Below are 26,645 nucleotides of genomic sequence, written 5' to 3'. Positions count from 1 at the left end.
GGGGCTATAGCTCAGCTGGGAGAGCGCTTGCATGGCATGCAAGAGGTCAGCGGTTCGATCCCGCTTAGCTCCACCAAATTTAAATTCCAGCCAAATAGTTTTAATCGATCTTAAAACCACATTGTTTACTATGAACGCTTTAGTGGTTTAACTAAATTGTCTAGTCCTTCTACTTTCACTGTTAATGTCATTTCCATTAAATAACCTAATCTCCCTTGAGGAAATTCACCATTACGCGCAAACCAAAGTAAATATTCTTCGGGTAAATCGATCAAAACCCTTCCTTTGTATTTACCAAATGGGATAACAGTATTAGCAATATCGATCAGATCCTGTTTCTGCATACAGCATTCCAATGTATTCGTTGATTGAAGCAAACGCGACATTCGTTAATAAAGAATGCCGCTTGGTAAAACTGACGATTAAATTATCACAAAACTAAGCCCGTTATCGCGGCAGATAAGAAACTTACTAGCGTGGAACCATATAATAATCTTAAGCCAAAACTAGAAACGACATTTCCCTGTTTTTCATCGAGGCCTTTAATTGCGCCGGCAACAATTTTTATTGATGAAAAGTTAGCAAAAGAGACTAAAAAGACCGACAAAATACCCACTGAACGAGGAGATAACTCAGCGGCAATTTGTTTCAAATAGCCCATCGCTACAAATTCATTAGACACTAATTTGGTGGCCATAATACTACCCACTTGAAGTGCATCTTCAGCAGGAATACCCAAAATCCAAGCTAATGGATAAAACACATAGCCTAAACAATCCTGAAAGCTTATTCCTATCACTGCACTGAAAATGGCATTAATTCCGGCAATAATCGCAATAAAACCAATCAACATGGCCGCGACAATTAAAGCAACTTTAAAACCCGCCAGAATATATTCGCCTAACATTTCAAAAAAACTTTGTCCATCATGCAGATGACTGACTTGAATATCCTCTTCCTCTTTTACTGAATAAGGATTAATTAACGATAGGATAATGAATGTACTAAACATGTTTAGGATCAGTGCCGCAACGACGTACTTAGGCTCAAGCATTCCCATATAAGCGCCAACAATCGCCATAGACACCGTCGACATGGCTGTTGCTGCCATTGTATACATACGACGTGGCGACATTTGACTCAATATATCTTTATATGCAATAAAGTTTTCTGATTGACCGAGAATTAATGAACTGATCGCATTAAAAGATTCCAGCTTTCCCATACCATTAACTTTAGCCAGTAATGTGCCGATTATTTTAATAATAAAAGGTAACACTTTGATATGTTGCAAGATGCCAATTAGCGCTGAGACAAAAATAATTGGACACAATACGCGTAAAAAGAAGGTAGCGAGATTTGCATCCATCATACCACCAAATACAAAATCGGTGCCCGCCGCTGCATAAACTAATAGATAATCAAAAAATTTAGCAAATCCAGCAATAAATCCCTGTCCAATATCTGAATTGAGGAAGAACCAAGCTAACAGTAACTCAATAATTAATAGTTGCAAAACGTAACGAATGCGAATACTAGCACGATCGCTACTGGTTAAAATCGATAATCCACCAATGAGAATAATGGATAAAAGAAAGTGAAAAACTGCAGACAAAAATATTTCCAAGTCGGTTTTTAATTTAACAAATAGTTATATTATTTTATGTAATAGAAAATAATCAGGCGTGATTTTAATCACTAAAAATAACATTAAGTGAGTAAGTTAGTGATTTAACTTGCAGATAGCTAATTGATAATGAATAAAACCATTGCAAAATCAAAGCAGTCAATATCCTGCGAATTACTACGCCAAAAAGCTATAAAATATTAATGATCTTCGAGTAACACTATTAATTCATCCTCATTAATAGTTCTTATTCCTAACTCATTGGCCTTGGCCAATTTAGAACCAGCGGCCTCACCTGCAATCACTAGATCGGTTTTTTTAGAAACACTGCCCGTGACTTTTGCGCCAAGTAATATTAATTTATCTTTTAGCTCATCACGTGTTAAACGATTTAATGTACCGGTTAAAACTATTGTTTTACCAGTGAATGCACTATCGGTTTTCTTAGCCGGCATGGCTGGCCAGCTAATACCAATTTCGTTCACTAATTGATTAACAACATCCCGGTTATGCTGTTCGCGAAAAAAATTAACAATATGCTTCGCCACTATCTCGCCAACATCTTGAACCTTTTTGAGCGACTCTATATCGGCAGCCATAAGAGAAGTTAACGTGGTATAATGGGTCGCCAAATTGCTTGCCGTTGCTTCCCCTACCTCCCGAATACCCAACGCATAAATAAAGCGGGCTAATGTGGTTTGTTTGGATTTATCAAGCGCATTAATTAAGTTTTGTGCCGACTTTGGCCCCATACGCTCTAATCTGGCTAAAATATCCAGATTTAAACGGTAAAGATCAGCCGCTGTCGTTACATACTCTTTATCAACCAATTGATCAATAATCTTATCACCCATTCCTTCAATATCCATTGCTCGGCGTGAAACAAAGTGCTTTAAGGCGCCTTTACGTTGTGCCGCACAAATTAAACCGCCAGTACAACGGATCACCGCCTCACCTTCAATACGCTCAATGGCTGAACCACAAACCGGACAGTGAATAGGAAACCGAATTTCTCGGCTATCAATAGGACGACGATCAGCCAGTACATTAACAATCTGCGGGATCACATCACCCGCTCGGCGAATAACGACGGTATCCCCAATGCGTACACCTAATCGGCCTATCTCATCAGCATTGTGCAATGTTGCATTACTTACAGTAACACCTGCAACCTGAACAGGCTCTAATCGAGCAACTGGCGTAATAGCACCGGTACGCCCCACTTGAAATTCAACATCATGTAATAAAGTTATCTGTTCTTGAGCTGGAAATTTAAATGCTGTCGCCCAACGCGGCGCACGGGCAACAAAACCGAGCTGTTCTTGCAATTGCAATGGATCCACTTTTATAACGACACCATCGATATCAAAACCTAAGCCTAAACGTTCATGCTCAATTTGGTGATAATAGGCTAAAACTTGTTGGCTATTTTGGCAAAGCGCTATCTTATCACTAACGGGTAATCCCCATTTTTTAAACTGCATAAGACATTGATAATGGCTAGCAGGTAATTGCCCACCGGCCAGAAGGCCAAAACCATAACAAAAAAAGGACAAGGGCCTTTTGGCAGTAATACGGGGATCAAGCTGACGTAATGAGCCTGCCGCGGCATTACGTGGATTGGCAAAAATTTTACCATCATCACGCCGAGCTTCTTCATTTAGCTTTTCAAACCCCCGATGGGTCATAAAAACTTCACCACGAATTTCAATCCGCTCAGGAATATTATCGCCGGTTAAACGCAGCGGAATTGCTCGAATAGTACGAATATTGGCAGTTATATTTTCGCCGGTGGTACCATCACCCCGCGTAGCTGCTTGTACCAGTTCACCCTGTTCATATAACAAACTGACTGCTAAACCATCTAATTTAAGCTCACAACAAAATGTCAACTGACTATTATTTTTTAAACGATCATGCACTCGTTTATCAAAAGCTAAATAACTCTCTTCATCAAAAACGTTATCTAGAGACAGCATCGGTATTTCATGGCGTACCTGCTCAAAAGCCGTTAATGGCGCAGCACCGACTCGTTGTGTTGGCGAATCAGCCGTGATCCATTCTGGATGCTCAGCCTCTAATTTTTTCAATTCCTGCATCATCCGATCATATTCTGCATCAGGTATTTCAGGCGTATCTAATACATGATAAAGATATTCATGATGCCGTAATTGCTGTTTAAGCCGTGCAAGATAATTTTGTTGTTCTTTCATTATTCACCATACAACTAAAGACAAAACCCCCGCTATCACGGGGGTCGATTACTAATCATGCTACTATTTAAGTTAATGCATTTCTAATTCGGCTATGATATACCTCAATCATTTGGGGAGTCAGCATTTTGCGATCCTCATCAAGTACGACACCACCAACATCAGCCGCAATACGTTGGGCTGCTTGCAACATCAATTTGAAGTTTTGGGCTGAATCACCATATGAAGGTACCATCATAAATATAGAAATACCCGGCGTGGTGAAATCAGACATGGCTTCGGGCTCAAAAGAACCAGGTTTCACCATATTAGCTAAGCTAAATAAAATCTGCCCAGAACCAGAAGGATCAACATGACGATGAAATATCTGTTTTTCACCAAACTGAAAACCTGATTGAAAAATACTTTGTAACAATAGATCACCACCTAAAACTTGACCTTGCAGAGCCGCAACATGTAAAACAACAACAAGATCTTTTTTATTAGCTTCAGCAGCTAATTTACTGTGTTGCTCTCCTCCAGCAGAATGTTCAACTTGACCAACAACCTGCTGGTTGCTTTCTGCTGTGTTTGCTACGAAAGATCCTTCCCTTTCTTCACTATTCATTGAATTTAGCGCAGGCTCAGAAATTTCCAGTTCAAGCTGTTTAGTTTGAACGTTTTTTTCTTGCTTAACACCCGATCCAATTTCTACTTCAGTATCAGCTAAATGTGGATCATCGTTAAAGGTTTTAACGACCTTTGATGATTCAGATTTTCGGGAAGCAAATTGTTGATTTGCCTGCTGATCAGTTAATTTAGATGCCGATTGTTGTGCCTCCACCGTTTTATCATCAAGCGATGGCGAGCCTACACTCTCAGGTGTATCCTGGTTAGGTTGTTTACGGCGCTTCATAGGGCGATCTTTAAATAGCTTCGAACGCTCTTTACGACTTGTCCAAAAGCCATGTAACAGTAAAGCTATTATAGCTATCGCACCAACGACCACTAATATTAGACGCAAATCCTGCATCGCTCTATCTCTGTTGTTTGAAAAATAATCGCCACCATGGCGCTATCATTATATTAAGAGTATTTGCCAATAACGTTAAGTGCAACCCTCTACATAATTTTCTTACAAAAAGTTAGATATTTATTCTTTTTTTGCTGTTTTTTTAGCCAACAAAATACTAGCCAGCTAAAAATCCTATCTATATGATACAAGATCAAATCTAAAGGAGAAAATATGAAGTATGATTAATTCAATAAAATCACTAAAAACTGCGAACGGTTTCTATTATTTTGCTCAAGGATGGCAGCTAGTTACTCGCCCTGGTATAAGACGTTTCGTTATCTTACCTCTATTAGCAAATATTATTTTACTTGGTAGTGCCTTTTGGTGGCTTTATAGTAAATTAGGCGACTGGATCCAAACGTTACTCTCTTATGTTCCCAGCTGGATGCAGTGGTTAAGTTATCTAATATGGCCTATTGCCGTGATCTCGATTTTGCTTATATTTGGCTACTTCTTTAGTACTATCGCCAATTTTATTGCTTCTCCTTTTAATGGCTGGCTAGCAGAAAAATTGGAAGCCGAATTAACGGGAACACCGGCACCCAATAGCAGTTTTGCGGTACTTATTGCAGATATACCGCGAATCTTAGCGCGGGAAGTAACCAAATTATGCTACTACCTTATTCGTGTTATTCCGTTGCTTATCCTATTTTTTATTCCCGGTATTGCGCAAACAATCGCCCCGATTTTATGGTTTTTATTTGGTGCTTGGATGATGGCAATTCAATATTGTGATTATCCTTTTGATAATCATAAAGTAAAATTTGATCAAATGAAGTTGGCCCTTGCTACGAATCGAGCAACCAGTATCCAGTTCGGTGCATTAGTCAATTTGTTGACCATGATCCCGATTATCAATCTGGTTATCATGCCTGTTGCAATCTGTGGTGCAACAGCAATGTGGGTTGATCTTTACCGTCTGCGCCATACCAGCTCTTAACTCAAATGCTGAAGTTAGCTAAAATTTTTTACACTGACTTCAGCTATTCTCAGATGGCAACAATAATCATAAAAAAGAGGGTTGCCTATTTGATGCTAATAACCACAATCAGCTAAAAAATTGCGCTTAATTCATGGCAACATAATCCTTAGTTAGCACTAAATATTGTGTTATATCCGTTAGTAAAAATTTATCAAGACGCGATAACTACCTCTTCAATATAACAATAATATAAATTTTTATTTCCAAAATAATTCGCTTAGCGTATGGTGATTAGTACTATATTTAGGCATGTTTATAGCTTTTGAAAAATACTAAGGACGATCGATGAGTAACATCTATGAAGATAACTCACTAACTATTGGTCATACTCCATTAGTTCGTTTGAAACACTTTGGTAACGGAAATTTGTTAGCAAAAATCGAATCACGTAATCCGAGTTTTAGCGTAAAATGCCGTATTGGCGCAAATATGATTTGGGATGCAGAAAAAAAGGGACTGTTAACCCCTAAACTATCCAAATTAGCAACCAATAAAACTTTAATCGAGCCGACTAGTGGCAATACCGGGATTGCCCTAGCTTACGTAGCCGCTGCACGCGGATATAAGCTTACCTTGACTATGCCTGAAACAATGAGCCTTGAGCGGCGTAAATTATTAAAAGCGCTTGGTGCTAATCTAGTCTTAACTGAAGGTGCTAAGGGCATGAAGGGCGCAATTGAAAAAGCAATCGAAATCGTTGCCGGTGCACCTGATCAATACCTTCTTTTGCAACAATTTAATAATCCAGCAAATCCTGGAATTCATCAAAAAACAACCGGACCGGAAATTTGGCAAGATACAGATGGTCAAATCGCTGCTGTCGTCGCGGGAGTTGGTACTGGTGGTACAATTACTGGCATTGGCCGTTATTTAAAAAAAACAGCAGGCGGTGAGGCCATTAAAATGATTGCTGTTGAGCCTGCCGCATCACCAGTAATAAGCCAGACATTAGCTGGTAAAGAAATAAAGCCGGGTCCACACAAAATCCAAGGCATTGGCGCTGGTTTTATTCCTGATAACCTTGATCTCTCTCTTATTGATGGTGTATTTGCTATTAGCGACGACGAAGCGATACAGACCGCTCAGTTAATTATGCAGAAAGAAGGTATTTTAGCCGGTATATCATCAGGCGCTGCGGTTGCAGCCGCGGTAAAATTAGCCGCAAAACCAGAATTTCAAAATAAAAATATTGTGGTTATTTTACCTTCTTCCGGTGAACGTTATTTGAGTACAGATTTATTTTCTGCTGCCCAACCACGCTAATAACTATTTTTGAGCACAATTAGCTAAAAAAGCACTTTAAAAGTGCTTTTTTTGTGTTGTAGATCAAAGTTTAGTGTGGATTAAGATGATTTCTTGAAACGAGTTTAGTATTTAAGTCACTAATTATTTCGACAATCGAAATTAATCAAAAAATGAGCAGTAAAAATTTTACTGATAGAACATAAACTAGGCAAATTATCATGCCTGGCTATAATGTCGGTATACATAAAATTTATGATTGATAATAAAATGAAAACGTTTTTCTTATATTATCACTGAAAAGTAATACGCAAATTCAAATTATTTCAGCTAAAATATTTTGGATTTACTAATAAAAAATATTAAGTTTGTTGAGGGAAATAATATGTTCCAACAAGAAGTCACCATCACAGCACCTAATGGTCTTCACACTCGCCCGGCGGCTCAATTTGTCAAAGAGGCAAAAAGTTTTTCTTCTGAAATAACACTTACCTATAATGGCAAATCGGCTAGCGCAAAAAGCCTATTTAAACTGCAAACACTCGGATTGACTCAGGGAACTGTTGTCACTATTTCTGCCGAAGGTGAAGATGAGCAGAAAGCAGTAGAACATCTGGTTAAGCTGATGGCTGAATTGGAGTAATGACATACGGGCAATATAGCATTTATCTTCTATTTTTTATCCCTGGATACCTTTATCCGGGGATATCTATTTAACCGTAAGTATTAAAGCCATAGTCCTATGAGCTAACTATTTTTCGCCCATTGGTAGTAAGGTAACATTTATGATTTCAGGAATTTCAGTATCACCAGGTATCGCCTTCGGCAAGGCACTAATTCTTAAAGAAGCGCCAATTGTTGTCAATCAAAAGAAAATTTCTGATGACCAAATTGACAGTGAAATTAACCGCTTTATTGCTGGACGCGTAAAAGCAATAGAACAATTAAAAACGATAAAAAAGACCGCAGAAAAAAATCTTGGTGAAGAAAAAGCGGAAATATTTGAAGGTCATATAATGCTGCTTGAAGATGAAGAACTTGAGCAGGAAATTCTTTCTTTCATAAAAAAAGAGCACAAAACTGCAGATGCTGCAGCGCAAAAAGTGATTGAAGAACAGGCCACAGCATTAGAAGAATTAGATGACGAATACCTCAAAGAGCGTGCCGCTGATGTCAGAGATATTGGTAAACGCCTGCTAAAAAATATTCTCGGATTGCCTATTGTTGATCTTGGTTCAATTACAGAAGAAGTCATTTTGGTTGCAGCTGATCTTACCCCGTCTGAAACAGCACAATTAAACTTGCAGAAAGTGCTTGGCTTTATTACCGATTTAGGCGGACGCACGTCTCATACTTCAATTATGGCCCGATCGCTGGAAATTCCGGCTATTGTTGGCACCAGCAATGCAACCAAGAATATCCAACAAAGTGATTATATTATTTTAGATGCTATCAATAATCATATTTATCAAAATCCATCTGATAGCGAGATTGACAAGCTTAAACAAATTAAAGAAGAATATTTACGTGAAAAAAGCGAGCTCGCAAAATTGAAAGATTTGCCAGCAATAACTTTAGATGGTCATCAAGTTGAAGTTTGTGCAAATATTGGTACTGTACGTGATGTAGAAGGTGCGGAGCGTAATGGCGCTGAAGGTGTAGGATTATATCGTACTGAATTTCTGTTTATGGATCGCAATAATCTTCCTAGCGAAGAAGAACAATTTCAGGCTTATAAAGCAGTCGCAGAAGCGATGGATCCACAAGCTATTATTATTCGTACCATGGATATTGGTGGAGATAAAGATCTTCCTTATATGAACCTACCGAAAGAAGAGAATCCCTTTCTTGGCTGGCGAGCAATTCGTATTTCCCTTGACCGCAAGGAAATCCTTCATGCTCAATTACGTGCTATTTTAAGAGCCTCTGCCTTCGGTAAGCTACGTATTATGTTTCCTATGGTCATTTCTGTAGAAGAAATTCGTACCTTGAAAGAAGAATTAGCAATACTTAAAAAACAGTTAACCGAGGAAAAGCACGCTTTCGATCAATCGATTGAAGTTGGAATAATGATTGAAACACCAGCAGCTGCCGTTATTGCTCATCATTTAGCAAAAGAAGTTGATTTTTTCAGTATCGGAACCAATGATCTAACACAGTATACCTTAGCCGTTGATCGCGGAAATGATCTGATTTCTCATCTTTATAATCCAATGTCTCCTTCCGTATTGAAACTTATTAAACAAGTTATTGATGCTTCTCATTCAGAAGGTAAATGGACAGGCATGTGTGGTGAGCTTGCTGGTGATGAACGTGCTACACTATTATTACTTGGTATGGGATTAGATGAGTTTAGTATGAGTGCAATCTCAATCCCAAGTATTAAAAAAATTATCCGAAATGCAAATTTCAAAGATGCAAAAACATTAGCAGAACAAGCTCTTAATCAACCGACAGCGAAGGAATTGATGGATTTGGTTGAAACATTTATTAAAGAAAAAACACTTTGCTAAAATCATCAACCAACTCTTGACCCCATAAGAAAACAATTAATTAGGAGAAGATCCATGGGTCTGTTTGACAAACTCAAATCACTGGTTTCAGATGATAAAAATAGCACCGGTAATATTGATATTATTGCCCCAATTTCAGGTGAAATTGTTAATATAGAAGATGTTCCAGATGTTGTTTTTGCCGAGAAAATTGTTGGTGATGGTATTGCTATTAAGCCTACTGGTAACAAAATTGTTGCTCCAGTTGATGGGACGATTGGTAAAATATTTGAAACTAACCATGCATTTTCTATTGAATCAGATAATGGTATTGAGCTATTTGTCCATTTTGGTATTGATACAGTTGAGTTAAAGGGTGAAGGATTTACTCGCCTAGCAGAGGAAGGGCAAAAAGTTCAAAAAGGCGATTTAGTGCTTGAACTTGATCTTCCTCTATTAGAAGAAAAAGCAAAATCGACATTAACACCCGTGGTGATTTCTAATATGGATGAAATAAAAGAGCTAACTAAACTAACTGGCTCTGTCGTTGTAGGTGAAACCGTTATTATGCAGATCAAAAAATAAACTACAATTCTTCCCTTCATGAATTATTTATGAAGGGAATTTCGCCTTCATATCACGATTTAGTCGCAAGAACTGTTTCCTGTAAGCAACAATTTGTCTTTAATATAATTTAATTCAATCAAATAACCCGGTAGAAAGATAGCGATCCCCTCTATCACAAATAATAGTCACAATAATCGCCCCAGGATTTTGTTTAGCAACGCGCAATGCGCCTGCCACTGCGGCGCCTGAACTAACACCACAAAAGATGCCTTCATCTATTGCTAATTTCTTCATCATTTGTTCTGCTTCTATCTGAGTAATATCGAATATTCTATCAACTTGTTCAGATTTGAATATACTAGGAATATAATCTTGCGACCAACGCCGAATTCCTGGAATATAGCTATGTTCTGCCGGTTGCAAACCAATAATTTCTATTTTATTTGATTTGGATTTTAAATATTGGCTGACACCGGTAATTGTCCCGGTTGTCCCCATACTGGAGACAAAATGTGTGATCCGCCCCGCCGTCTGGCACCAGATTTCAGGGCCTGTCGTCATAAAATGGGCTAATGGATTATCATGATTATTAAATTGATCAAGTACCTTACCTTCATATCGAGATTGCATCCTTAATGCAAGATCACGTGCCCCTTCCATTCCTTCCGCTTCACTTACCAGAACTATTTCAGCACCATAAGCTCGCATCACTGACTGACGCTCAATACTCATATTTTCCGGCATTAATAATTTTAGTTTATATCCTTTTATGGTGGCTATCATTGCCAATGCAATTCCTGTATTACCACTAGTTGCTTCAATTAAGGTATCACCAGGTGTAATTTGACCGCGCTTTTCTGCTTGCTGGATCATAAAAAGTGCCGCTCTATCTTTGACTGAACCGGCAGGATTATTCCCCTCTAGTTTTACCCAAATCTCAGCATCCCAATTTTTAGTCAATCTTTTAAGTTTAACTAATGGCGTATTACCAATAAATTTTTCCAAATAACTCACATTATTTACCTGATTATTTTTATAGTAAAGAATAAAATAACGCTAAAATTATTATACACAACAAAAATAGCTGATAATCCCGGCGATAAATTTATAATATGCCACGTTAATTAAAGAATGTAATAATTCATTGTTTATGTCATGCTTTGATAATTTACTACTAAATTAAATTATTATTGTGCAGACCAAATAATACTACTAACTTTCCAGTTAGCTAAAATATCATTTGATGGCACTAAATTTTTAGGCCCACTATTTGCCAGTAAAACGATAAGTGACATAGGTAGATTGGGGAGAAACACAATTGATGGTTAACATATTAGTTTGATCTGGCTCAGGGTAACAACTACCTTGCACTGCATTTTGGTAGATTTGTGAAAATGCTGTGCCTATTTGTGTCTCCCACACAGTTTTTATATCTTCATCCATAATTTCAATTCGCTTAACTTCCCCCTTTTCAACACCATAAATGACTATTTTTTCTTGATCATTTTTTATACCTTGAAAAAGAGATATTAACTGCCCTTGCTCAGTTTGCATGCCAGAACGAAAATGGTATCGGTTATCTAATGCTGCTGCAATAATCTGCTCTTTCATCGGGGTCATTTTATTAATCTGACCCATGCCGGTAGCAGAAATTTTAACTGAACTAGCAAACCAATTCATTGGATATAAATTTGACCATGAAATACTACTACATCCTGTAAGTGAAAATAAGCTCGTTAGAAATGACACTTTTAACCAATTTAATCGGCTGTTCCCAAAAAGTTGTGGCATAAAAACCCCTTGAAATTAATTTACAACATAATAAAAAAGTAAAAAATATTAATAATTTTATTTAATATATGTTTATAATATGTGAAGTTAACAGCATGATAGAATACAGGTTAACAATCTACAAAAAATCAAGCAAAACAAGCTTTTTCTAAATATAGAGGCAAATTAACTTTTATTAATCTGACAATTTTGAAATAACTCACTAATACTCATAAAAAATTTTTCCAAAAAAAATCAATAAAATTTTATATCAAAAAAGAGAAATATTGCTATCATCAAATTAATTGCGTTAATCACTTAAACGCTTGATCATCAATTAATCGTTTTGTATATAAAATATTTTCCTGTTGCAACTCTTCGTAAGCCATTTTCTCACACATACAGATGGTCGCATCATTTTCTTCCGGTACTAAAAACATAATTTGTGGACATCCCTTAGCAATTAATTTTTTTTCTAAACGACTAATTAATGCATTGGCAATCCCTCTAGCGCGATATTCAGGATGAACAGCTAAATAATAAGCAGAGCCTTGATAACCATCGTATCCTCCCATGATAGTACCAACAACTTCACCTGCCATTTCAGCGACTAAAAAAAGATCTGGGCCTGATAGCATCTTGCGCTCGATATCCGCTTCAGGATCTCTATCTGTTTGGATTAGCTGACAAAGCTCCCATAGTGTGATGATTTCTTCAAAATCATCTTGCCGAAAGGTTCTTATTTCCATATTTTCTTACCTAGTTAGCGAGGAATAAAGATTTGCATTCTTATCATCTAAACAAAAATGATAGTAGCAAAATAAAATGGATAAGATAGCGCCAAAATGTTGATTTTATGCCCCATAAATCATTATTTCACTTTTAAATAATTTAATTTATTTACAATAAACCATATGGTTATCACTTAAACCTATTATTCTATTTACTTAACACCGCGCTGCTTAGCTTTTTAATACCAAATAATTTAAATTTACTAAAATAATAATAACAGCATTAAATAATTGTAGAATTTTATTTGTTAAAATTAATTTTATATTAAATCCATTCTGACGATAAGAAAATAGCTAAATACTTCCGCTTTTAAACTGATATTGGGTAAGATTAACTTTACTACCCAATAATTATAGTATTAACCATAGACTTAAACTGGTAACAACGACAGTTTTTAAATAGGCTGCAATTCCCTTACTGAACTAACGGAAACATGTATCACTCTACGATTAGTATCAATAGGCAATCATATTTAATATTTTGCTAGCGTTATTGCCATACTAACCAATCTATTAATAACAAAATGCACTCAGACAGCATTAAGTGTATACTTAAACGCTAATCTCCTGCTCTAATAATCAAAATTAATGTTATGAATATACCTGATATTAATGCAGTGAAGGCATTTCTTCTCACTTTGCAAGATAAGCTGTGTCAACAACTTGAACATGTCGATAACAACGCTAAATTTGCCGAACAAAACTGGCAACATAAACAAAAAGGATGAGGTCGGAGTCGTATATTAAAAAATGGGACAATTTTTGAGCAAGCGGGAGTTAACTTTTCACATATCAGTGGTGAGCAATTACCTGCTTCTGCCTCAGAAAATCGCCCACTACTAGCAGGACGTCGCTATCAAGCAATGGGCGTTTCTTTAGTGACGCATCCACTCAACCCTTATATTCCAACAGCTCATGCTAATGTCCGCTTTTTCATTGCAGAAAAACCAGGTGAACCATCCGTATGGTGGTTTGGTGGGGGATTTGATTTAACTCCCTATTATGGTTTTGAAGAAGATATTATACACTGGCATAAGACGGCACTCGCTGTATGTTTACCTTATGGAAAAGAAATTTATCCTAACTATAAAAAATGGTGTGATCGCTATTTTTTTATCAAACATCGCAATGAGCCACGTGGCGTTGGTGGTCTATTTTTTGATGATTTAAACCAACCTGATTTTACTACCTGCTTTCACTTCGCTCAGGATGTAGGTAATGGTTTTCTTAATGCATATTTGCCGATTGTTGAAAAAAGAAAACAGATAGCTTGGGGGGAGCGCGAACGCCAATTTCAGTTATATCGTCGAGGACGTTATGCAGAATTTAATTTGGTGTGCGATCGTGGAACCCTATTTGGGTTACAAACTGGCGGCAGAACAGAGTCAATTTTAATGTCCTTACCACCACTAGTTCGCTGGGAATATAATTATCATCCTGAATCCAATTCAGATGAAGAAAAACTTTATAACCAATTTTTAATTGCAAAAGAGTGGGTATAAAGCTGAACAGCACACTTATTTTTAAGCGTGCCTTTTGTGATTAACGTTTTTTAAGATGCGCGATTAGACGTTTACGCTTACGCAACTGTGTTGGCGTTAATTTATTTTTTTTACCGGCATAAGGATTATCACCTTCTTTAAATTGGATGCGTATCGGCGTCCCCATAACCTGTAATGTGCGGCGAAAATAGTTCATTAAATAACGTTTATAAGAATCCGGTAAATCAGCAACTTGATTACCATGGATGACTACAATCGGTGGATTATAACCACCGGCATGCGCATATTTCATTTTAACTCTGCGGCCTCGTATTAGTGGTGGCTGATGCTCTTCTTCTGCCATCTTCATTATACGCGTTAATAATGCTGTACCCACTCGCCGGGTTGCCGATTCGTAAGCCTCATGAATAGACTCAAATAGATTACCTACACCACTACCATGCAACGCTGAAATAAAATGAACTTTGGCAAAATCAATAAAACCTAAGCGTAAATCCAGCATATCTTTTACCGATTGACGATCTTCTTGTGACATACCATCCCACTTATTGACGACAATCACCAAAGAACGTCCAGCATTCAAAATAAAGCCTAGTAATGATAAGTCTTGATCAGAGATCCCTTGCCGGGCATCAATAACAAGTAAAACAACATTAGCATCTTCAATTGATTGTAATGTTTTGATCACCGAGAATTTTTCGACGGTTTCAGTTATTTTTCCCCGTTTACGAACACCAGCAGTATCAATCAGTACATATTCGCATCCATCACGTTCCATCGGAATATAAATGCTATCACGCGTGGTACCAGGCAGATCATAAACAACGACCCGCTCCTCGCCCAAAATACGGTTAGTTAATGTCGATTTACCCACATTTGGTCGACCAACAATCGCTAATTTAATGGGTAGTGAACGCGGATCAAAGGTTTCTTCTTCACTATTTTCAATCGCCAGTTTCTCTTCCTGAGCCTGCCAATAAGCCGCATTGGCTTCCTCTTCCGATAATTCCATATCATTGGCTATTTTTTGCACAGAATAGGGAGCAACCACTTTTTCTATCAGTTGAGTAACACCACGGCCATGGGATGCGGCAATCGGATAAATATCTTTAATGCCAAGTGCATAAAAATCACCTAATACCGTATCAATATCCAAACCATCGGTTTTATTTGCTAGCAGGTAAGTATCCTTCTTACGACTGCGCAAATGTTTAGCAATCACATGATCTGCTGGCATTAATCCCGAACGCACGTCAACCATAAAAAAAACAATATCAGCCTCTTCAATTGCCAGTAAGGATTGAGAAGCCATATGGGTTTCTATCCCCTCTTCTGAACCATCGATACCACCGGTATCGATAATAATGAATTCCTGCCCTGCAAACTCTGCTTTACCGTATTTTCGGTCACGCGTTAAACCAGGAAAATCAGCAACCAGTGCATCCCTGGTTCGAGTTAATCGGTTAAATAAGGTAGATTTTCCTACATTTGGACGCCCTACTAGCGCAATGACAGGTATCATTTTTAAGATGCCTCATAAAAATTAAAATCGGTATTCTGATTTCAATCTTCAGAATACTAAAATATAAAACGGCCGCGAAAATTAGCAGCCGTTAATTCTATCTGGAAAATAAAAAAATGTCAGAAAATTAACGTTCAATCAGATATACGGTTCCATCTTTTGCCTGAATAAGTAACTTGTCACTGGCAATCACCGGACGGCTGCGTAATCCCGAACTATCAACTTTATTTTGTGCCACAAATTGACCATCTTGGGTATCTAACCAATGGAGATAACCTTCTCCATCACCAACCACTAAATAACCATCATAAATAGCCGGTGCAGTTAAATTACGATGTAATAAGGCATCTTGAGTCCATAGAGTAACACCATCACTTTTGCGAATTGCCAACACGCGATCATTTTGATCAACTAAGTAGATAATATCATTAACAACAATAATATCATTCACCGATCCTAGATCCCGCTTCCAAATAATTTGGCTAGAACGCATATCCATTGCCACTAAATCACCATTGTACGCAATAGCAAAAATAGCGCCTGAATTAATATCAATAACCGGCGTCATATTAATATCGTGTAAACGATCAATTTCGGTTGCACCACGGATCTGAGAAATATATTGTTGCCACGCAATCTGTCCTTGAGCAAGCATTACGGCACTGATACGACCACCATCACTACCAACAATGGCGACGCCATAAGCGGTAGCCGGTGCTGACTTTCCTCTGACTGATAATGTTGAGCTGTCTAAATTAAGACTCCATTTGTTCTGTCCACTCTGCGCATCTAATGCTTGTAACACACCATTACTGGTATGGATCAATACTAAACCATCACTAACTACTGGCTGCGAAAGCGCTTCTCCGGCAACATCCGTTTCCCATGCCATTTCTCCATCAGCTTTATTCAGTGCAATAACTTTACCGGTTTCTGTTCCTATATAAAGTTTATCCCCTGAAACCGTTAAACCGCTAGAAAGTAATGCCGGCAAATTAGCGGTGAAAAAACCAACTTGTTGCGATAAATCAATTGACCATAATATCTCACCTGAATCAACGTCTATTGCTTTCACCGTTCCTTTACGATCTGCGGCATAAACCACAGAATCATCGTAAGTCGGTGAAAGTTGAGAATAATATTTACCACTGCCATCCCCTATCGAGCGATGCCAGATGATAGAAGGAGTAAATTGATTCTCAACCTCAGGTAGAGGAGACATCACGATAGAATCTTTTTCCGTTGAGCATCCCATTAATAAAGTCACTGCCAATAAACCAACCAAGAGCGTTTTACCCAATTGCATGTTAATATTCCTCTTAGTTTGGCAAGTTATTAATTTTTATTTTTAATATTGTCTTCATCATTTCAGCTCCACTTGATTCAATTCCTTTAGAATAAGCAGCACGAGCACCGGCAATATCACCTTTTTTCAGTAATACATCTCCGCGAATATCTTCAACAATCGCACTCCACCCCTTATCCTGCACTTGCGTCAAAGTAATTAGAGCTTGATCTGGCTTATTTAACGCTAGCTGTACGCGCGCCAATCTAACATTAAGTAAATCCTTGAGATCATCTAATTTAGCTATTGCTAATGCCTTTAGTAATGTTTTTTCTGCACCAGCAATATCATTTTTTTCCACCGCAATTTTGGCTAGCTCAATATTGGTCAAAACACCATAAATATTATTTGTTTCGCTAGCAAATCGCTCAGCAGCGGCCATAGCTTGGTGTGAACCGGTCTGCAATTGAGAAGAAATTTGCTCAAAAGATTGAGCACTTTCTTGCAAGCTTTTCGCTTGATGTGATTGCCAATAATTCCAACCAATAATCGCGCCAACTCCGATAACTAGCCCAATTAATAACGCTTTGCCATTGTTGGCAATAAAACGTTTAATAGCATCTATCTGCTCGTTTTCAGTGGTATAGACTTCCACAGAGTCTCCTTTAACCTAAAAGTTCAGCCAAACGTACTGCAATATACTGCTGAGAAATTTTTTCCTGTTCACCCGTACGTAAATCTTTTATCGTGACTTCACCTGATTGATACTCATCTTCACCTAAAATTAAGGCAATTTTCGCCTGGGATTTATTTGCTCGAGCTAACTGTTTCTTAAAATTACCACCACCATGATGAGTCATTAATTTCAACACTGGCAGTTGATCGCGAATTTTTTCCGCCAGGCCTAATATTGCCTGTTGGCTTGCCTCACCACAAGCAACCAAATAAACATCAACTAAGGAACACTCAGGAACAAAATCTGGATTTATCTGGCGCACCAATAACACCATACGCTCCATTCCCATTGCAAAACCTACTGCTGATGTCGCTTTTCCCCCAAGCTGTTCAACCAGACCATCATAACGCCCACCCGCACATATCGTACCCTGAGCACCTAATGCATCAGTAACCCACTCAAATACGGTGCGATTATAATAATCTAAACCACGAACTAAACGTTGATTAATTCGATATTGAACACCTGCTACATCAAGTAATTTACAAAGTCCAGTAAAATGTTGTTTCGAATCATCATCAAGATAATCAGCCAATAATGGAGCATCATTAAGTAGTTTTTGCACGTCTGGATTTTTTGAATCAAGGATGCGTAATGAATTAGTCGATAGTCGACGCCGGCAATCCTCATCCAATCTATCTTCATATTGTTGCAAAAAAGCGACTAATGCCTGACGGTACTTTGCTCGTGCTGCTAATGAACCAATCGAATTTAATTCCAGTGAGACATGTTTAGCAATTCCCAACTCACGCCACCAACGTGCTGTCATAATGATAAGTTCGGCATCAATATCCGGACCGGCTAAACCAAAAACTTCAGCACCTAGCTGATGGAATTGGCGATAACGTCCTTTTTGTGGTCGCTCATAACGAAACATCGGTCCTAAATACCAAAGACGTTGTTGCTGATTGTACAATAAACCATGTTCGATTCCAGCGCGCACACAACCTGCGGTATTCTCTGGGCGCAATGTTAAACTGTCGCCATCCCGGTCATCAAAACTATACATCTCTTTTTCAACCACATCAGTGACTTCACCTATTGCGCGCGAAAATAATGCGGTTTGTTCTACGATGGGAGTTCGTATCTCACTAAAACCATAACTAGAAAGGATTTGTTTTAATTTGTTTTCAATTTTTTGCCAGAATTGAATATCGGCAGGAAGACAGTCATTCATACCGCGAATAGATTGAATGTTTTTAGCCACGTTATTTCTCTATTTAAAAATCTACCATAATATGGATTATAAAAGTGAATATTAACAGGGTGCAATCCATAAACAAAATTGGCTCACCACAATATTGAGCCAATATTACTAAACTACTTATCTAATCGTTTGATATCAATCCGCCGATTTTCATCCAACATAATAGCCTTTGCCCGAATTTTAGCTTCCAACTGTTCAATCATATCAGTATTATCTAACCGCTGTTTTTGACGAACACCGTCTTCATAAAATCCACTTTTTGCCCTTGCTCCAGTTACACCAAGGGTAGAAACTTCAGCTTCACCAGGACCATTAACAACACAACCAATAATTGAAACATCCATCGGAGTAATAATATCTTCTAATCGCTCTTCTAATGCATTAACGGTACCAATGACATCAAATTCTTGTCGTGAACAGGTTGGACAGGCAATAAAATTAATACCTCGTGAACGAATACGCAGTGATTTTAAAATATCAAAACCAACTTTAACCTCTTCGACGGGATCAGCAGCTAATGAAATACGTAATGTATCACCAATCCCTTCAGCCAATAACATTCCCAGCCCGATAGCTGATTTGACCGAACCTGCTCGCGCACCACCCGCTTCGGTAATACCTAAATGTAAAGGCTGATCAATTTTATCAGCCAGCAACCGGTAAGCGCCTACGGCCAAAAAAACATCTGAAGCTTTAACACTAATCTTAAACTGATCAAAATTTAATCTATCCAATATATCCACATGGCGCATAGCCGATTCAACTAACGCTGCCGGCGTGGGTTCACCATATTTTTCTTGAATATCTTTTTCTAATGAACCACCATTAACACCGATCCGAATAGGAATATTTTTATCACGTGCACATTCAACAACCTGACAAATACGTTCTTCATTACCAATATTACCTGGATTGATGCGTAAACAATCCGCGCCATATTCAGCAACTTTTAGTGCGATACGATAATCAAAATGGATATCAGCAATAACCGGAACATTAACTTGTTGCTTAATGAGCTTAAATGCTTCTGCTGCATCCATTGTGGGTACAGAAACACGTACCATATCAACGCCCACGCGCTCTAAAGATTTAATCTGTTTGACTGTCGCTGCAACATCCGTTGTACGCGTGTTGGTCATTGATTGAACTGTGATTGGTGCACCATCACCAACAGGAACATTACCTACATAAATTCGTGTTGATTTACGCCTTTTTATCGGTGATTGATTATGCATATTACTCTCCCTCAACATCCATGTTTAATAATTTACGCTATTTCTATAATTGAAGCCATCGGATTGACGATGGCTTCTTATTTGTTCACAATTTATCATTATTTATAGATGTTGTCTTACAATATTCATTTACAATCCAGGCAATTTAAACTTAGCTGGACGATTAGCTTTAATAAAACGATTTAGATCAACCGAATTACCTTTGAATAACAAATTAACATTGGCGGGTATTCCAATATTAAACTCATATGGAGGTTCACCATTTAATTCAAGTTTCTGACCTGCATTTTTCATACCGCTAAATAAAATTTTGCCTTTAGCATCACGAACTTCTAACCAGCACTGACCTTTAAAGTTCATTACAATCCCATCACCAGATTCTATACTAGCAGTATCAACAGCAGCTTCTTCTGCCCTACTCCGTTCTGGATTACTATTATTGGTCATGCTGCCTGGCAAGGGTACTGTTTTTACTTCTGCCGGATTGACTGACTCGGTATTAACATTGATATCACTATTTTTTAGTGTTTCAGAAGGTAATGGAGATTGAGGTACCGGGGATATGACATTATTAGCTATCGCTGAGGTTGCCGGCTGCATACTAGTTTCGGTTGACGGCGTATTGACATTATTTTGTTCAGTCGTAGCTGCTGCGCCAGGCGTAGAAGAGGGTGGTTCTGCCGGCATTTGAGCAGCATTCGAGCGATTCTGTTCAGCCATAGTGGCAATTTCTTGTTTTTGTACTTTATAACCCTGCCACCACCAAATACCTACCATAGCAATACAAATAATGATAATTAGCCAGGTAAATTTCATTAACCAGCCTTCCCGTTTTTTGCGCGTTTTACCTAGGGAATAACTTTGCATAGGAGAAACTACAGCTGCTTTTGCTGGCGTATGTTTATCCAATAATTCAAGAATTTCTTTTTCTGGAATTTTCACTAATTTTGCATAAGAACGAATGTAGCCACGCAAGAAAGTAGGATCAACACTATTGGAATTGCTGTCCTCTTCTATCTCACGTACGGTGCATACTTTTAAGCAAAGTAGCTCGGCAACGATTTCTCGGGAAAGACCAAGCGTTTCCCGCGCCTGCAATAAACGTTGGCCAACGGTGATTTCTGTTTTTTCTGTTTTAGGTTTGCTATTCATTCGCGGAATTATTGGTCTTTTTTGAGTTTTAACATCATGAAGACTTTCAAAAAAACTTCATCTATAAAGTTAATCAAAAACCTTCATACCGATAATATTTCTTACCTTATTTGGAAATATTTTGACAATTAAGCCCTCTACGTTCTTCTTCTTTCCTCAGTTTAACCATCTCCTCAGATACATTTTCAGAGCATAAAAAGTCTAAATAATAATCTCGTATACTTTTATTATTGATTGCAGATGAACGAATTGCCACTTTAAAATATTTTAATGCTAAGGCTGGTTGCTTTTGCTGACGCATAATGACCGCCATTCCTAAATTAGCAATCCCGTTTTTCGGTTCCGCCAGCAGTATCTTCTCAAAATGATAAGAGGCTGCTGGAAAATTCTCTGCTGATAAATAAGCAATGCCTAGCTGTGTCCGTGTCACAATCGCAATATCAACGTCTTTATTAATACTAGTACATCCTATTAATAAACCCACTAACAATAGAATATTAATGATAGATATCCTTATCATATCACTCTCATTTATTTATATTGCTGGTAATAAAAGGAATTCTATTATCTAATTCCCTTTATTTACATAATTAACATTCAGACTGCTTTTACTATAATTGGTTCACCAACCCGACGTTTTTTCAAGGTTCGTTTTGTTCGATCAATAACATCACCCGCTAATTGACCGCAGGCCGCATCAATATCATCGCCACGGGTTTTACGCACAATAGTAGTAAAACCATATTTCATCAATACTTTGGCAAAACGGTCAATACGACTATTTGAACTACGACTGTAAGGCGCGCCAGGAAATGGGTTCCAAGGAATTAAATTAATTTTGCTAGGTGTATGCTTAAGACATTCAGCTAGCTGATGTGCATGCTCAATACTATCATTTACACCATTTAACATGACATACTCAACAGTAACTCGGCCCTGATTGGCATTAGATTTAGTCAGATAGCGCCGGACACTGGCCAGGAAGGTTTCAATGTTATATTTTTTATTAATCGGTACAATCTCGTCACGAATTTCGTCAGTCGGCGCATGTAAGGAAATTGCTAAAGCAACATCAATCATATCACCCAATTTATCAAGAGCCGGTACTACACCCGAAGTCGATAAAGTTACCCGTCGCTTTGACAATCCAAAGCCAAAATCATCCATCATAATTTCCATTGCTGGAATAACATTGTTTAGATTTAATAGGGGCTCTCCCATTCCCATCATCACAACATTGGTAATCGGGCGCCGACCACTGGATTTCAAAGAGCCAATAACTTTAGCAGCCCGCCACACTTGGCCTATAATTTCTGAAACGCGTAAGTTTCGATTAAAACCTTGCTGTGCGGTTGAGCAAAATTTACATTCAAGGGCACAGCCAACTTGAGAAGAGACACAAAGTGTCGCGCGATCATCTTCAGGGATATAGACTGTTTCTACTTGTTGCTCACCGACCGTTATTGCCCATTTGATGGTACCATCAGTAGAACGCAGCTCTTGCGCAATGTCAGGTGCCCGAATATCAGCTACTTCCTTTAATTTATTCCGCAGCACTTTATTGATATCTGTCATCAAATCAAAATCATCATAACAGTGGTGATAAATCCATTTCATTACCTGATCGGCGCGAAATGGTTTTTCCCCCATATCACTAAAGAACTGCCGCATCTGTTTACGATCCATATCCAACAAATTGACTTTTGCTGATTGGCTGACAGGAGAAAAAGAAGGCACACACTGTGCTGTTGTTTTAGATTGAAACATTTCTATTGCCTCGTTATTACACTTTTCGGCGAAAACTGTAGGTATTATAACAATTAACTTTATTTATTGGATTAAATATTATTTTTAATAGCATTATATGCCATAACCTTGCCAATAAATCTCTTAACAAGGTATGGCATTTTACAAACTTTATTAATATTTTGCTAATAATATCCTATTTCTGTTTGTTAACGCGGACATATTTCGTCGTCAGTAAAGAAATAAGCAATTTCTCGTTCTGCGGACACGACAGAATCTGAACCATGTACTGCATTGGCGGTGAAACTATCTGCATAATCTGCACGTAATGTTCCTGCCAATGCCTTTGAGGGATCCGTTGCTCCCATTAAATCACGATAACGCTGTATAGCATCTTTACCCGCTAAGACTTGCAACATAATGGGGCCTGAGATCATAAATTCGACTAATCCAGCAAAAAAAGACTTACCCTTATGTTCAGCATAAAAACCTTCAGCCTGTTCACGATTTAAATGCACCATTTTAGCTGCAATAATTTCCAATCCAGCTTGCTCAAAACGGTTATAAATCGCACCAATTTCATTTTTTTTAACCGCATTTGGCTTAATAATGGAAAACGTACGTTGCATCGTCATTAGAAATCCTCTTAGCTATTATTTTTCATCATGATATTTTTGCCTTGCATCCATACTGCCTGCCAAGAAAAAGATTTATCATCATTTTTATTAAGGCAAAATAGCTGGCTATTATAGATATTGGCAATTCAATTGCCCACTTGACGACAAATTTTGTTAATTTTTTTTATACAATTTTTTTATTTTTTTAGCTTAAATCACATTTTTCTAAAATTTAAAACCATAAATTCGATTATCAAAATAATCAGCTCAACTCTTTTTAACGTTTTAGGCTTAGATAAATTTAAATATAAAAATCAGCTTGATATCAATAAGGAAACAATGGCTAGCAAAATTTAACAATTTTTAACAGCAATAGTGTTACGCAACCAACCACCTATTTTACGTTGATAAAATGGCTGCGTATGGTGAATAATAAAATGATCAATACCTGTGCCATTAGGTTGCAAAAAATAAAAATCAATTGACTGATTATCTTCAAGATAATCAAGCGCTATGTTTCCTAACTGTGGTATTAATTGTTGCCCTTCCTTTTCATAACCAAGACTAATTTCTAAAGCAATAAGCATCACCGGCTCTTCTGCTGTTGTCTTATCCTTTGCTTGTAGTAAAAAAGCACGGCGTATGATTTTATATTGTTGAAAAAAATGACACAGCCCACTGATTAATTTTTGTGGTAAGGTTTCAAGTATGCTCAATTTAATAGCACTATCGACTGGCACTGTAATTGTTGTCATCAGCGCAGTTTGATTGATTTTATCGGCCGCCATTTTAGCTTCCTTTATAATTAATACTCTCTTGCCAACTAATTATTTACCAGAGAAATGAATTTCTTGGTAAATAATCATACAAGAAATGGCTATTTTGCCTTTTTCAGTAATAAACTAGCAATAGTTCTGACGCCAATGCCGGTTGCACCTTCCGCCCATAAATTCATGGCAGATTTACGATAAGTAGCTGAACAATCGATATGCAACCATCCCTTACGATAATTTTCAACAAAATGTGATAAGAAAGCAGCGGCGGTGCTGGCACCAGCAGTATGAGAGGGTGATGCAATATTATTTAGATCGGCAAAGGCAGAAGGTAATTGGCGACGATGAAATTCCGCCAAAGGTAAACGCCAGAAGAGTTCATTTTCCATTTCCGCAGCAGACATCAATTCAGCCACTAACTTGTCATCAAAACTTAATACCGCTTGATAATCGTTACCTACTGCCATTTTGGCTGCGCCGGTTAATGTTGCAGCGTCAATAATCAATGCTGGTTTTTCTTTACCCGCATCGATTAATCCATCAGCCAACACCAGTCTTCCTTCCGCATCAGTATTCATAATTTCAACAGACTTGCCGTTACGGTAGCGAATAATATCACCTAATTTGAAGGCATTACCACTGACCATATTATCCGCAATGCAGAGGAAAAGTTTTACTCGTTGTTTTAAACCTCGGCTTATTGCTAAGGCCAACGCCCCAGTTAGCATAGCTGCCCCACCCATATCTGCTTTCATTGAATTCATTGATGAAGAGGGTTTTATACTATAACCACCAGAATCAAATGTAATCCCTTTTCCAACCAAACAAGCAAATACTGGCGCTTTTAAATTACCTGTTGGATTATAATCCAGCACAAGTAATGCGGGCGGGCGACTCGAGCCACGGCCTACGGTATAAATTCCACTATATTTCTGTTTTGCTAATTCGTCACCCTGAATGATACGGTAGTTGATATTATCCTTTATTGTTTTACATAATAAGTCGGCACTGCGCTGCGCTAACTGCTCAGGCGCTAATTCTTCAGCCGGTGTATTAATAATATCGCGAACCCAATCAATAATTCGTGTGCGATAATGTAGTTCTTTTTTCTCATGTTCAGATAAATTTGGCCATTCAATAGAACGGACTCCCTTGGGTGCTCTAAAACCTTGCCAAAATGCCCAACTTTTTTCCAAGTCCCAGTCATCACCTACTAACATGACATGATGAATGCCTTGGCTATCTAATCGACGACCTGCACTTTGGATCGCACACAGCTTTGCTTGTGGCTGCAAGTGAATAACTATCCCTTGCTCACAGAAGCTAATTAATGCATTCTTTCCCCAGCAAGGCGCCGCTGCTTGATAAGATAGCGAGACTTGCATGATCTGCTTTTCCATCCCCTCTTCCCACCTTAGTTTGTCATATGTGTTTATGGAATCATTGATAAATATAAGATATTAATAATAGAGGTTATCATGAGTTCATACATTGCACGATAAATGTTAATAATAAAAAAGCTGGCAATTCCCAGCTTTGTAGGTAATTTAATCTTTTAATCAGCTATTATTGATACTCATCAAGCCATATTAATAGAATAGCTTCCAGGATCTTTTCATTGGAAGCTTGCGGATTGTCATTAAATCCATCTAGTTGGCAAATCCACTGATGCATATCGGTAAAACGAACCGTTTGCGGATCAATATTAGGATATTTATCATAGAGTGCCTCTGCAATTGCACGGCTATCGGTCCACTTTAAACTCACCACCCCTCCTACAATTAAATATAAGGATCAATGCTCTCTGGCATGATTAATCGTGTATTTAGGAATTTCTATGACCAGATCTTCATTAGTCACAATGGCCTGACAACTTAAACGGCTCTCAGGCTCTAATCCCCATGCTTTATCTAGCATGTCATCCTCTAGTTCAGAGCTTTCTTCCAGAGAATCAAAGCCTTCACGGACAATACAGTGGCAAGTTGTACAAGCACAAGATTTTTCACAAGCATGTTCAATATCAATGCCACTACGTAAAGCAGCATCAAGAATGGATTCACCTTTCTCCACTTCCACAACCGCCCCTTCCGGGCATAACTCTTTATGCGGTAAAAAAATTATCTTCGGCATTA

26 protein-coding genes, 1 tRNA gene and 1 pseudogene are annotated in these 26,645 nt (G+C 38.0%); 7 read left to right on the top strand and 21 right to left on the bottom strand.

Going from position 1 to position 26,645, the window contains the following annotated elements:
- A tRNA-Ala gene (locus tag H1X92_RS11735) sits at positions 1 to 76 on the top strand.
- A gap of 52 nt (positions 77 to 128) precedes the next feature.
- Here the strand turns inward: H1X92_RS11735 and H1X92_RS11730 are convergent.
- From H1X92_RS11730 to zipA, 4 genes are all read right to left on the bottom strand, one after another.
- Positions 129 to 344, bottom strand: a complete 216-nt coding sequence (locus H1X92_RS11730) for a DUF3820 family protein (protein WP_180560326.1) — start codon at positions 342 to 344, stop codon at positions 129 to 131.
- A gap of 86 nt (positions 345 to 430) precedes the next feature.
- Positions 431 to 1,585, bottom strand: coding sequence for a NupC/NupG family nucleoside CNT transporter (locus H1X92_RS11725; protein WP_370520689.1), 1,155 nt, complete (start codon positions 1,583 to 1,585; stop codon positions 431 to 433).
- Positions 1,586 to 1,827: 242 nt separating this feature from the next.
- Positions 1,828 to 3,840, bottom strand: a complete 2,013-nt coding sequence (ligA, locus tag H1X92_RS11720; RefSeq protein WP_180560324.1) for an NAD-dependent DNA ligase LigA — start codon at positions 3,838 to 3,840, stop codon at positions 1,828 to 1,830.
- A 67-nt stretch (positions 3,841 to 3,907) separates the two neighbouring features.
- Positions 3,908 to 4,852, bottom strand: a complete 945-nt coding sequence (gene zipA, locus H1X92_RS11715; protein WP_180560323.1) for a cell division protein ZipA — start codon at positions 4,850 to 4,852, stop codon at positions 3,908 to 3,910.
- 220 nt (positions 4,853 to 5,072) lie between these two features.
- Between zipA and cysZ the strand changes: the two genes are divergently transcribed.
- From cysZ to crr, 5 genes are all read left to right on the top strand, one after another.
- Positions 5,073 to 5,834, top strand: coding sequence for a sulfate transporter CysZ (cysZ, locus tag H1X92_RS11710; RefSeq protein ID WP_180560322.1), 762 nt, complete (start codon positions 5,073 to 5,075; stop codon positions 5,832 to 5,834).
- Between the two features lie 327 nt (positions 5,835 to 6,161).
- A complete protein-coding gene (cysK, locus tag H1X92_RS11705) occupies positions 6,162 to 7,139 on the top strand; it encodes a cysteine synthase A (protein WP_180560321.1) in 978 nt (325 codons plus the stop codon).
- 364 nt (positions 7,140 to 7,503) lie between these two features.
- Entirely contained in the window at positions 7,504 to 7,761 is a 258-nt protein-coding gene (ptsH, locus tag H1X92_RS11700) for a phosphocarrier protein Hpr (protein WP_026821734.1), read from the top strand.
- Positions 7,762 to 7,903: 142 nt separating this feature from the next.
- Positions 7,904 to 9,631: a phosphoenolpyruvate-protein phosphotransferase PtsI gene (gene ptsI / locus H1X92_RS11695; RefSeq protein ID WP_180560320.1), complete on the top strand. Its 1,728-nt coding sequence runs from the start codon at positions 7,904 to 7,906 to the stop codon at positions 9,629 to 9,631.
- A gap of 54 nt (positions 9,632 to 9,685) precedes the next feature.
- Positions 9,686 to 10,195, top strand: a complete 510-nt coding sequence (gene crr, locus H1X92_RS11690; RefSeq protein ID WP_026821732.1) for a PTS glucose transporter subunit IIA — start codon at positions 9,686 to 9,688, stop codon at positions 10,193 to 10,195.
- A 114-nt stretch (positions 10,196 to 10,309) separates the two neighbouring features.
- Here crr and cysM read toward each other — a convergent pair whose 3' ends face one another.
- The 4 genes from cysM to H1X92_RS11670 all read right to left on the bottom strand — a co-directional run bounded on the left by cysM (position 10,310) and on the right by H1X92_RS11670 (position 12,696).
- Positions 10,310 to 11,191 carry a cysteine synthase CysM gene (gene cysM, locus H1X92_RS11685; RefSeq protein ID WP_180560319.1) on the bottom strand — a complete coding sequence of 294 codons (882 nt, stop codon included), beginning with the start codon at positions 11,189 to 11,191 and terminating at the stop codon, positions 10,310 to 10,312.
- 173 nt (positions 11,192 to 11,364) lie between these two features.
- The gene (locus H1X92_RS16270; protein WP_180560318.1) at positions 11,365 to 11,472 is read right to left on the bottom strand and encodes a DUF1131 family protein; all 108 of its coding nucleotides are present in this window, start codon (positions 11,470 to 11,472) and stop codon (positions 11,365 to 11,367) included.
- Entirely contained in the window at positions 11,444 to 11,968 is a 525-nt protein-coding gene (locus H1X92_RS11675) for a DUF1131 family protein (protein WP_180560317.1), read from the bottom strand. Before H1X92_RS11675 ends, H1X92_RS16270 begins: the two co-directional genes overlap by 29 nt.
- Before the next feature lie 293 nt (positions 11,969 to 12,261).
- Complete coding sequence (locus H1X92_RS11670; protein WP_180560316.1) at positions 12,262 to 12,696, bottom strand: GNAT family acetyltransferase; 435 nt, start codon at positions 12,694 to 12,696, stop codon at positions 12,262 to 12,264.
- A 635-nt stretch (positions 12,697 to 13,331) separates the two neighbouring features.
- Here H1X92_RS11670 and hemF point away from each other — a divergent pair.
- Positions 13,332 to 14,240, top strand: a pseudogene (hemF, locus tag H1X92_RS11665) (oxygen-dependent coproporphyrinogen oxidase).
- A gap of 40 nt (positions 14,241 to 14,280) precedes the next feature.
- Here the strand turns inward: hemF and der are convergent.
- The 13 genes from der to fdx all read right to left on the bottom strand — a co-directional run bounded on the left by der (position 14,281) and on the right by fdx (position 26,643).
- Positions 14,281 to 15,762: a ribosome biogenesis GTPase Der gene (gene der / locus H1X92_RS11660; protein ID WP_180560315.1), complete on the bottom strand. Its 1,482-nt coding sequence runs from the start codon at positions 15,760 to 15,762 to the stop codon at positions 14,281 to 14,283.
- A 127-nt stretch (positions 15,763 to 15,889) separates the two neighbouring features.
- Positions 15,890 to 17,068 (bottom strand): outer membrane protein assembly factor BamB, encoded by a 1,179-nt coding sequence (bamB, locus tag H1X92_RS11655; RefSeq protein ID WP_180560314.1) that lies wholly within the window; start codon positions 17,066 to 17,068, stop codon positions 15,890 to 15,892.
- 13 nt (positions 17,069 to 17,081) lie between these two features.
- Positions 17,082 to 17,702, bottom strand: a complete 621-nt coding sequence (locus H1X92_RS11650; protein ID WP_180560313.1) for a YfgM family protein — start codon at positions 17,700 to 17,702, stop codon at positions 17,082 to 17,084.
- Between the two features lie 10 nt (positions 17,703 to 17,712).
- Positions 17,713 to 18,990 carry a histidine--tRNA ligase gene (gene hisS, locus H1X92_RS11645; protein WP_180560312.1) on the bottom strand — a complete coding sequence of 426 codons (1,278 nt, stop codon included), beginning with the start codon at positions 18,988 to 18,990 and terminating at the stop codon, positions 17,713 to 17,715.
- A 113-nt stretch (positions 18,991 to 19,103) separates the two neighbouring features.
- Positions 19,104 to 20,225: a flavodoxin-dependent (E)-4-hydroxy-3-methylbut-2-enyl-diphosphate synthase gene (ispG, locus tag H1X92_RS11640; protein ID WP_180560311.1), complete on the bottom strand. Its 1,122-nt coding sequence runs from the start codon at positions 20,223 to 20,225 to the stop codon at positions 19,104 to 19,106.
- Between the two features lie 129 nt (positions 20,226 to 20,354).
- The gene (gene rodZ, locus H1X92_RS11635) at positions 20,355 to 21,377 is read right to left on the bottom strand and encodes a cytoskeleton protein RodZ (protein WP_180560310.1); all 1,023 of its coding nucleotides are present in this window, start codon (positions 21,375 to 21,377) and stop codon (positions 20,355 to 20,357) included.
- A gap of 106 nt (positions 21,378 to 21,483) precedes the next feature.
- Positions 21,484 to 21,897, bottom strand: a complete 414-nt coding sequence (locus H1X92_RS11630) for a fimbrial assembly protein (protein ID WP_180560309.1) — start codon at positions 21,895 to 21,897, stop codon at positions 21,484 to 21,486.
- 77 nt (positions 21,898 to 21,974) lie between these two features.
- The gene (locus H1X92_RS11625; protein WP_180560308.1) at positions 21,975 to 23,144 is read right to left on the bottom strand and encodes a bifunctional tRNA (adenosine(37)-C2)-methyltransferase TrmG/ribosomal RNA large subunit methyltransferase RlmN; all 1,170 of its coding nucleotides are present in this window, start codon (positions 23,142 to 23,144) and stop codon (positions 21,975 to 21,977) included.
- Positions 23,145 to 23,332: 188 nt separating this feature from the next.
- Entirely contained in the window at positions 23,333 to 23,758 is a 426-nt protein-coding gene (gene ndk / locus H1X92_RS11620) for a nucleoside-diphosphate kinase (protein ID WP_180560307.1), read from the bottom strand.
- A 335-nt stretch (positions 23,759 to 24,093) separates the two neighbouring features.
- The gene (locus tag H1X92_RS11615; RefSeq protein ID WP_180560306.1) at positions 24,094 to 24,528 is read right to left on the bottom strand and encodes an enhanced serine sensitivity protein SseB C-terminal domain-containing protein; all 435 of its coding nucleotides are present in this window, start codon (positions 24,526 to 24,528) and stop codon (positions 24,094 to 24,096) included.
- An 89-nt stretch (positions 24,529 to 24,617) separates the two neighbouring features.
- Positions 24,618 to 25,913 (bottom strand): aminopeptidase PepB, encoded by a 1,296-nt coding sequence (pepB, locus tag H1X92_RS11610; RefSeq protein ID WP_180560305.1) that lies wholly within the window; start codon positions 25,911 to 25,913, stop codon positions 24,618 to 24,620.
- A 166-nt stretch (positions 25,914 to 26,079) separates the two neighbouring features.
- Positions 26,080 to 26,280, bottom strand: a complete 201-nt coding sequence (gene iscX / locus H1X92_RS11605) for a Fe-S cluster assembly protein IscX (protein WP_180560304.1) — start codon at positions 26,278 to 26,280, stop codon at positions 26,080 to 26,082.
- Positions 26,281 to 26,307: 27 nt separating this feature from the next.
- Entirely contained in the window at positions 26,308 to 26,643 is a 336-nt protein-coding gene (gene fdx / locus H1X92_RS11600; RefSeq protein ID WP_026821717.1) for an ISC system 2Fe-2S type ferredoxin, read from the bottom strand.
- Between the last annotated feature and the right edge of the window lie 2 nt (positions 26,644 to 26,645).

This window comes from Arsenophonus endosymbiont of Apis mellifera (genome assembly GCF_903968575.1).
Classification (GTDB): Bacteria; Pseudomonadota; Gammaproteobacteria; order Enterobacterales; family Enterobacteriaceae; genus Arsenophonus; species Arsenophonus apicola.
Note: the sequence above shows the minus strand (reverse complement) of the source record. Positions and strands in the feature narration are given on the sequence as shown.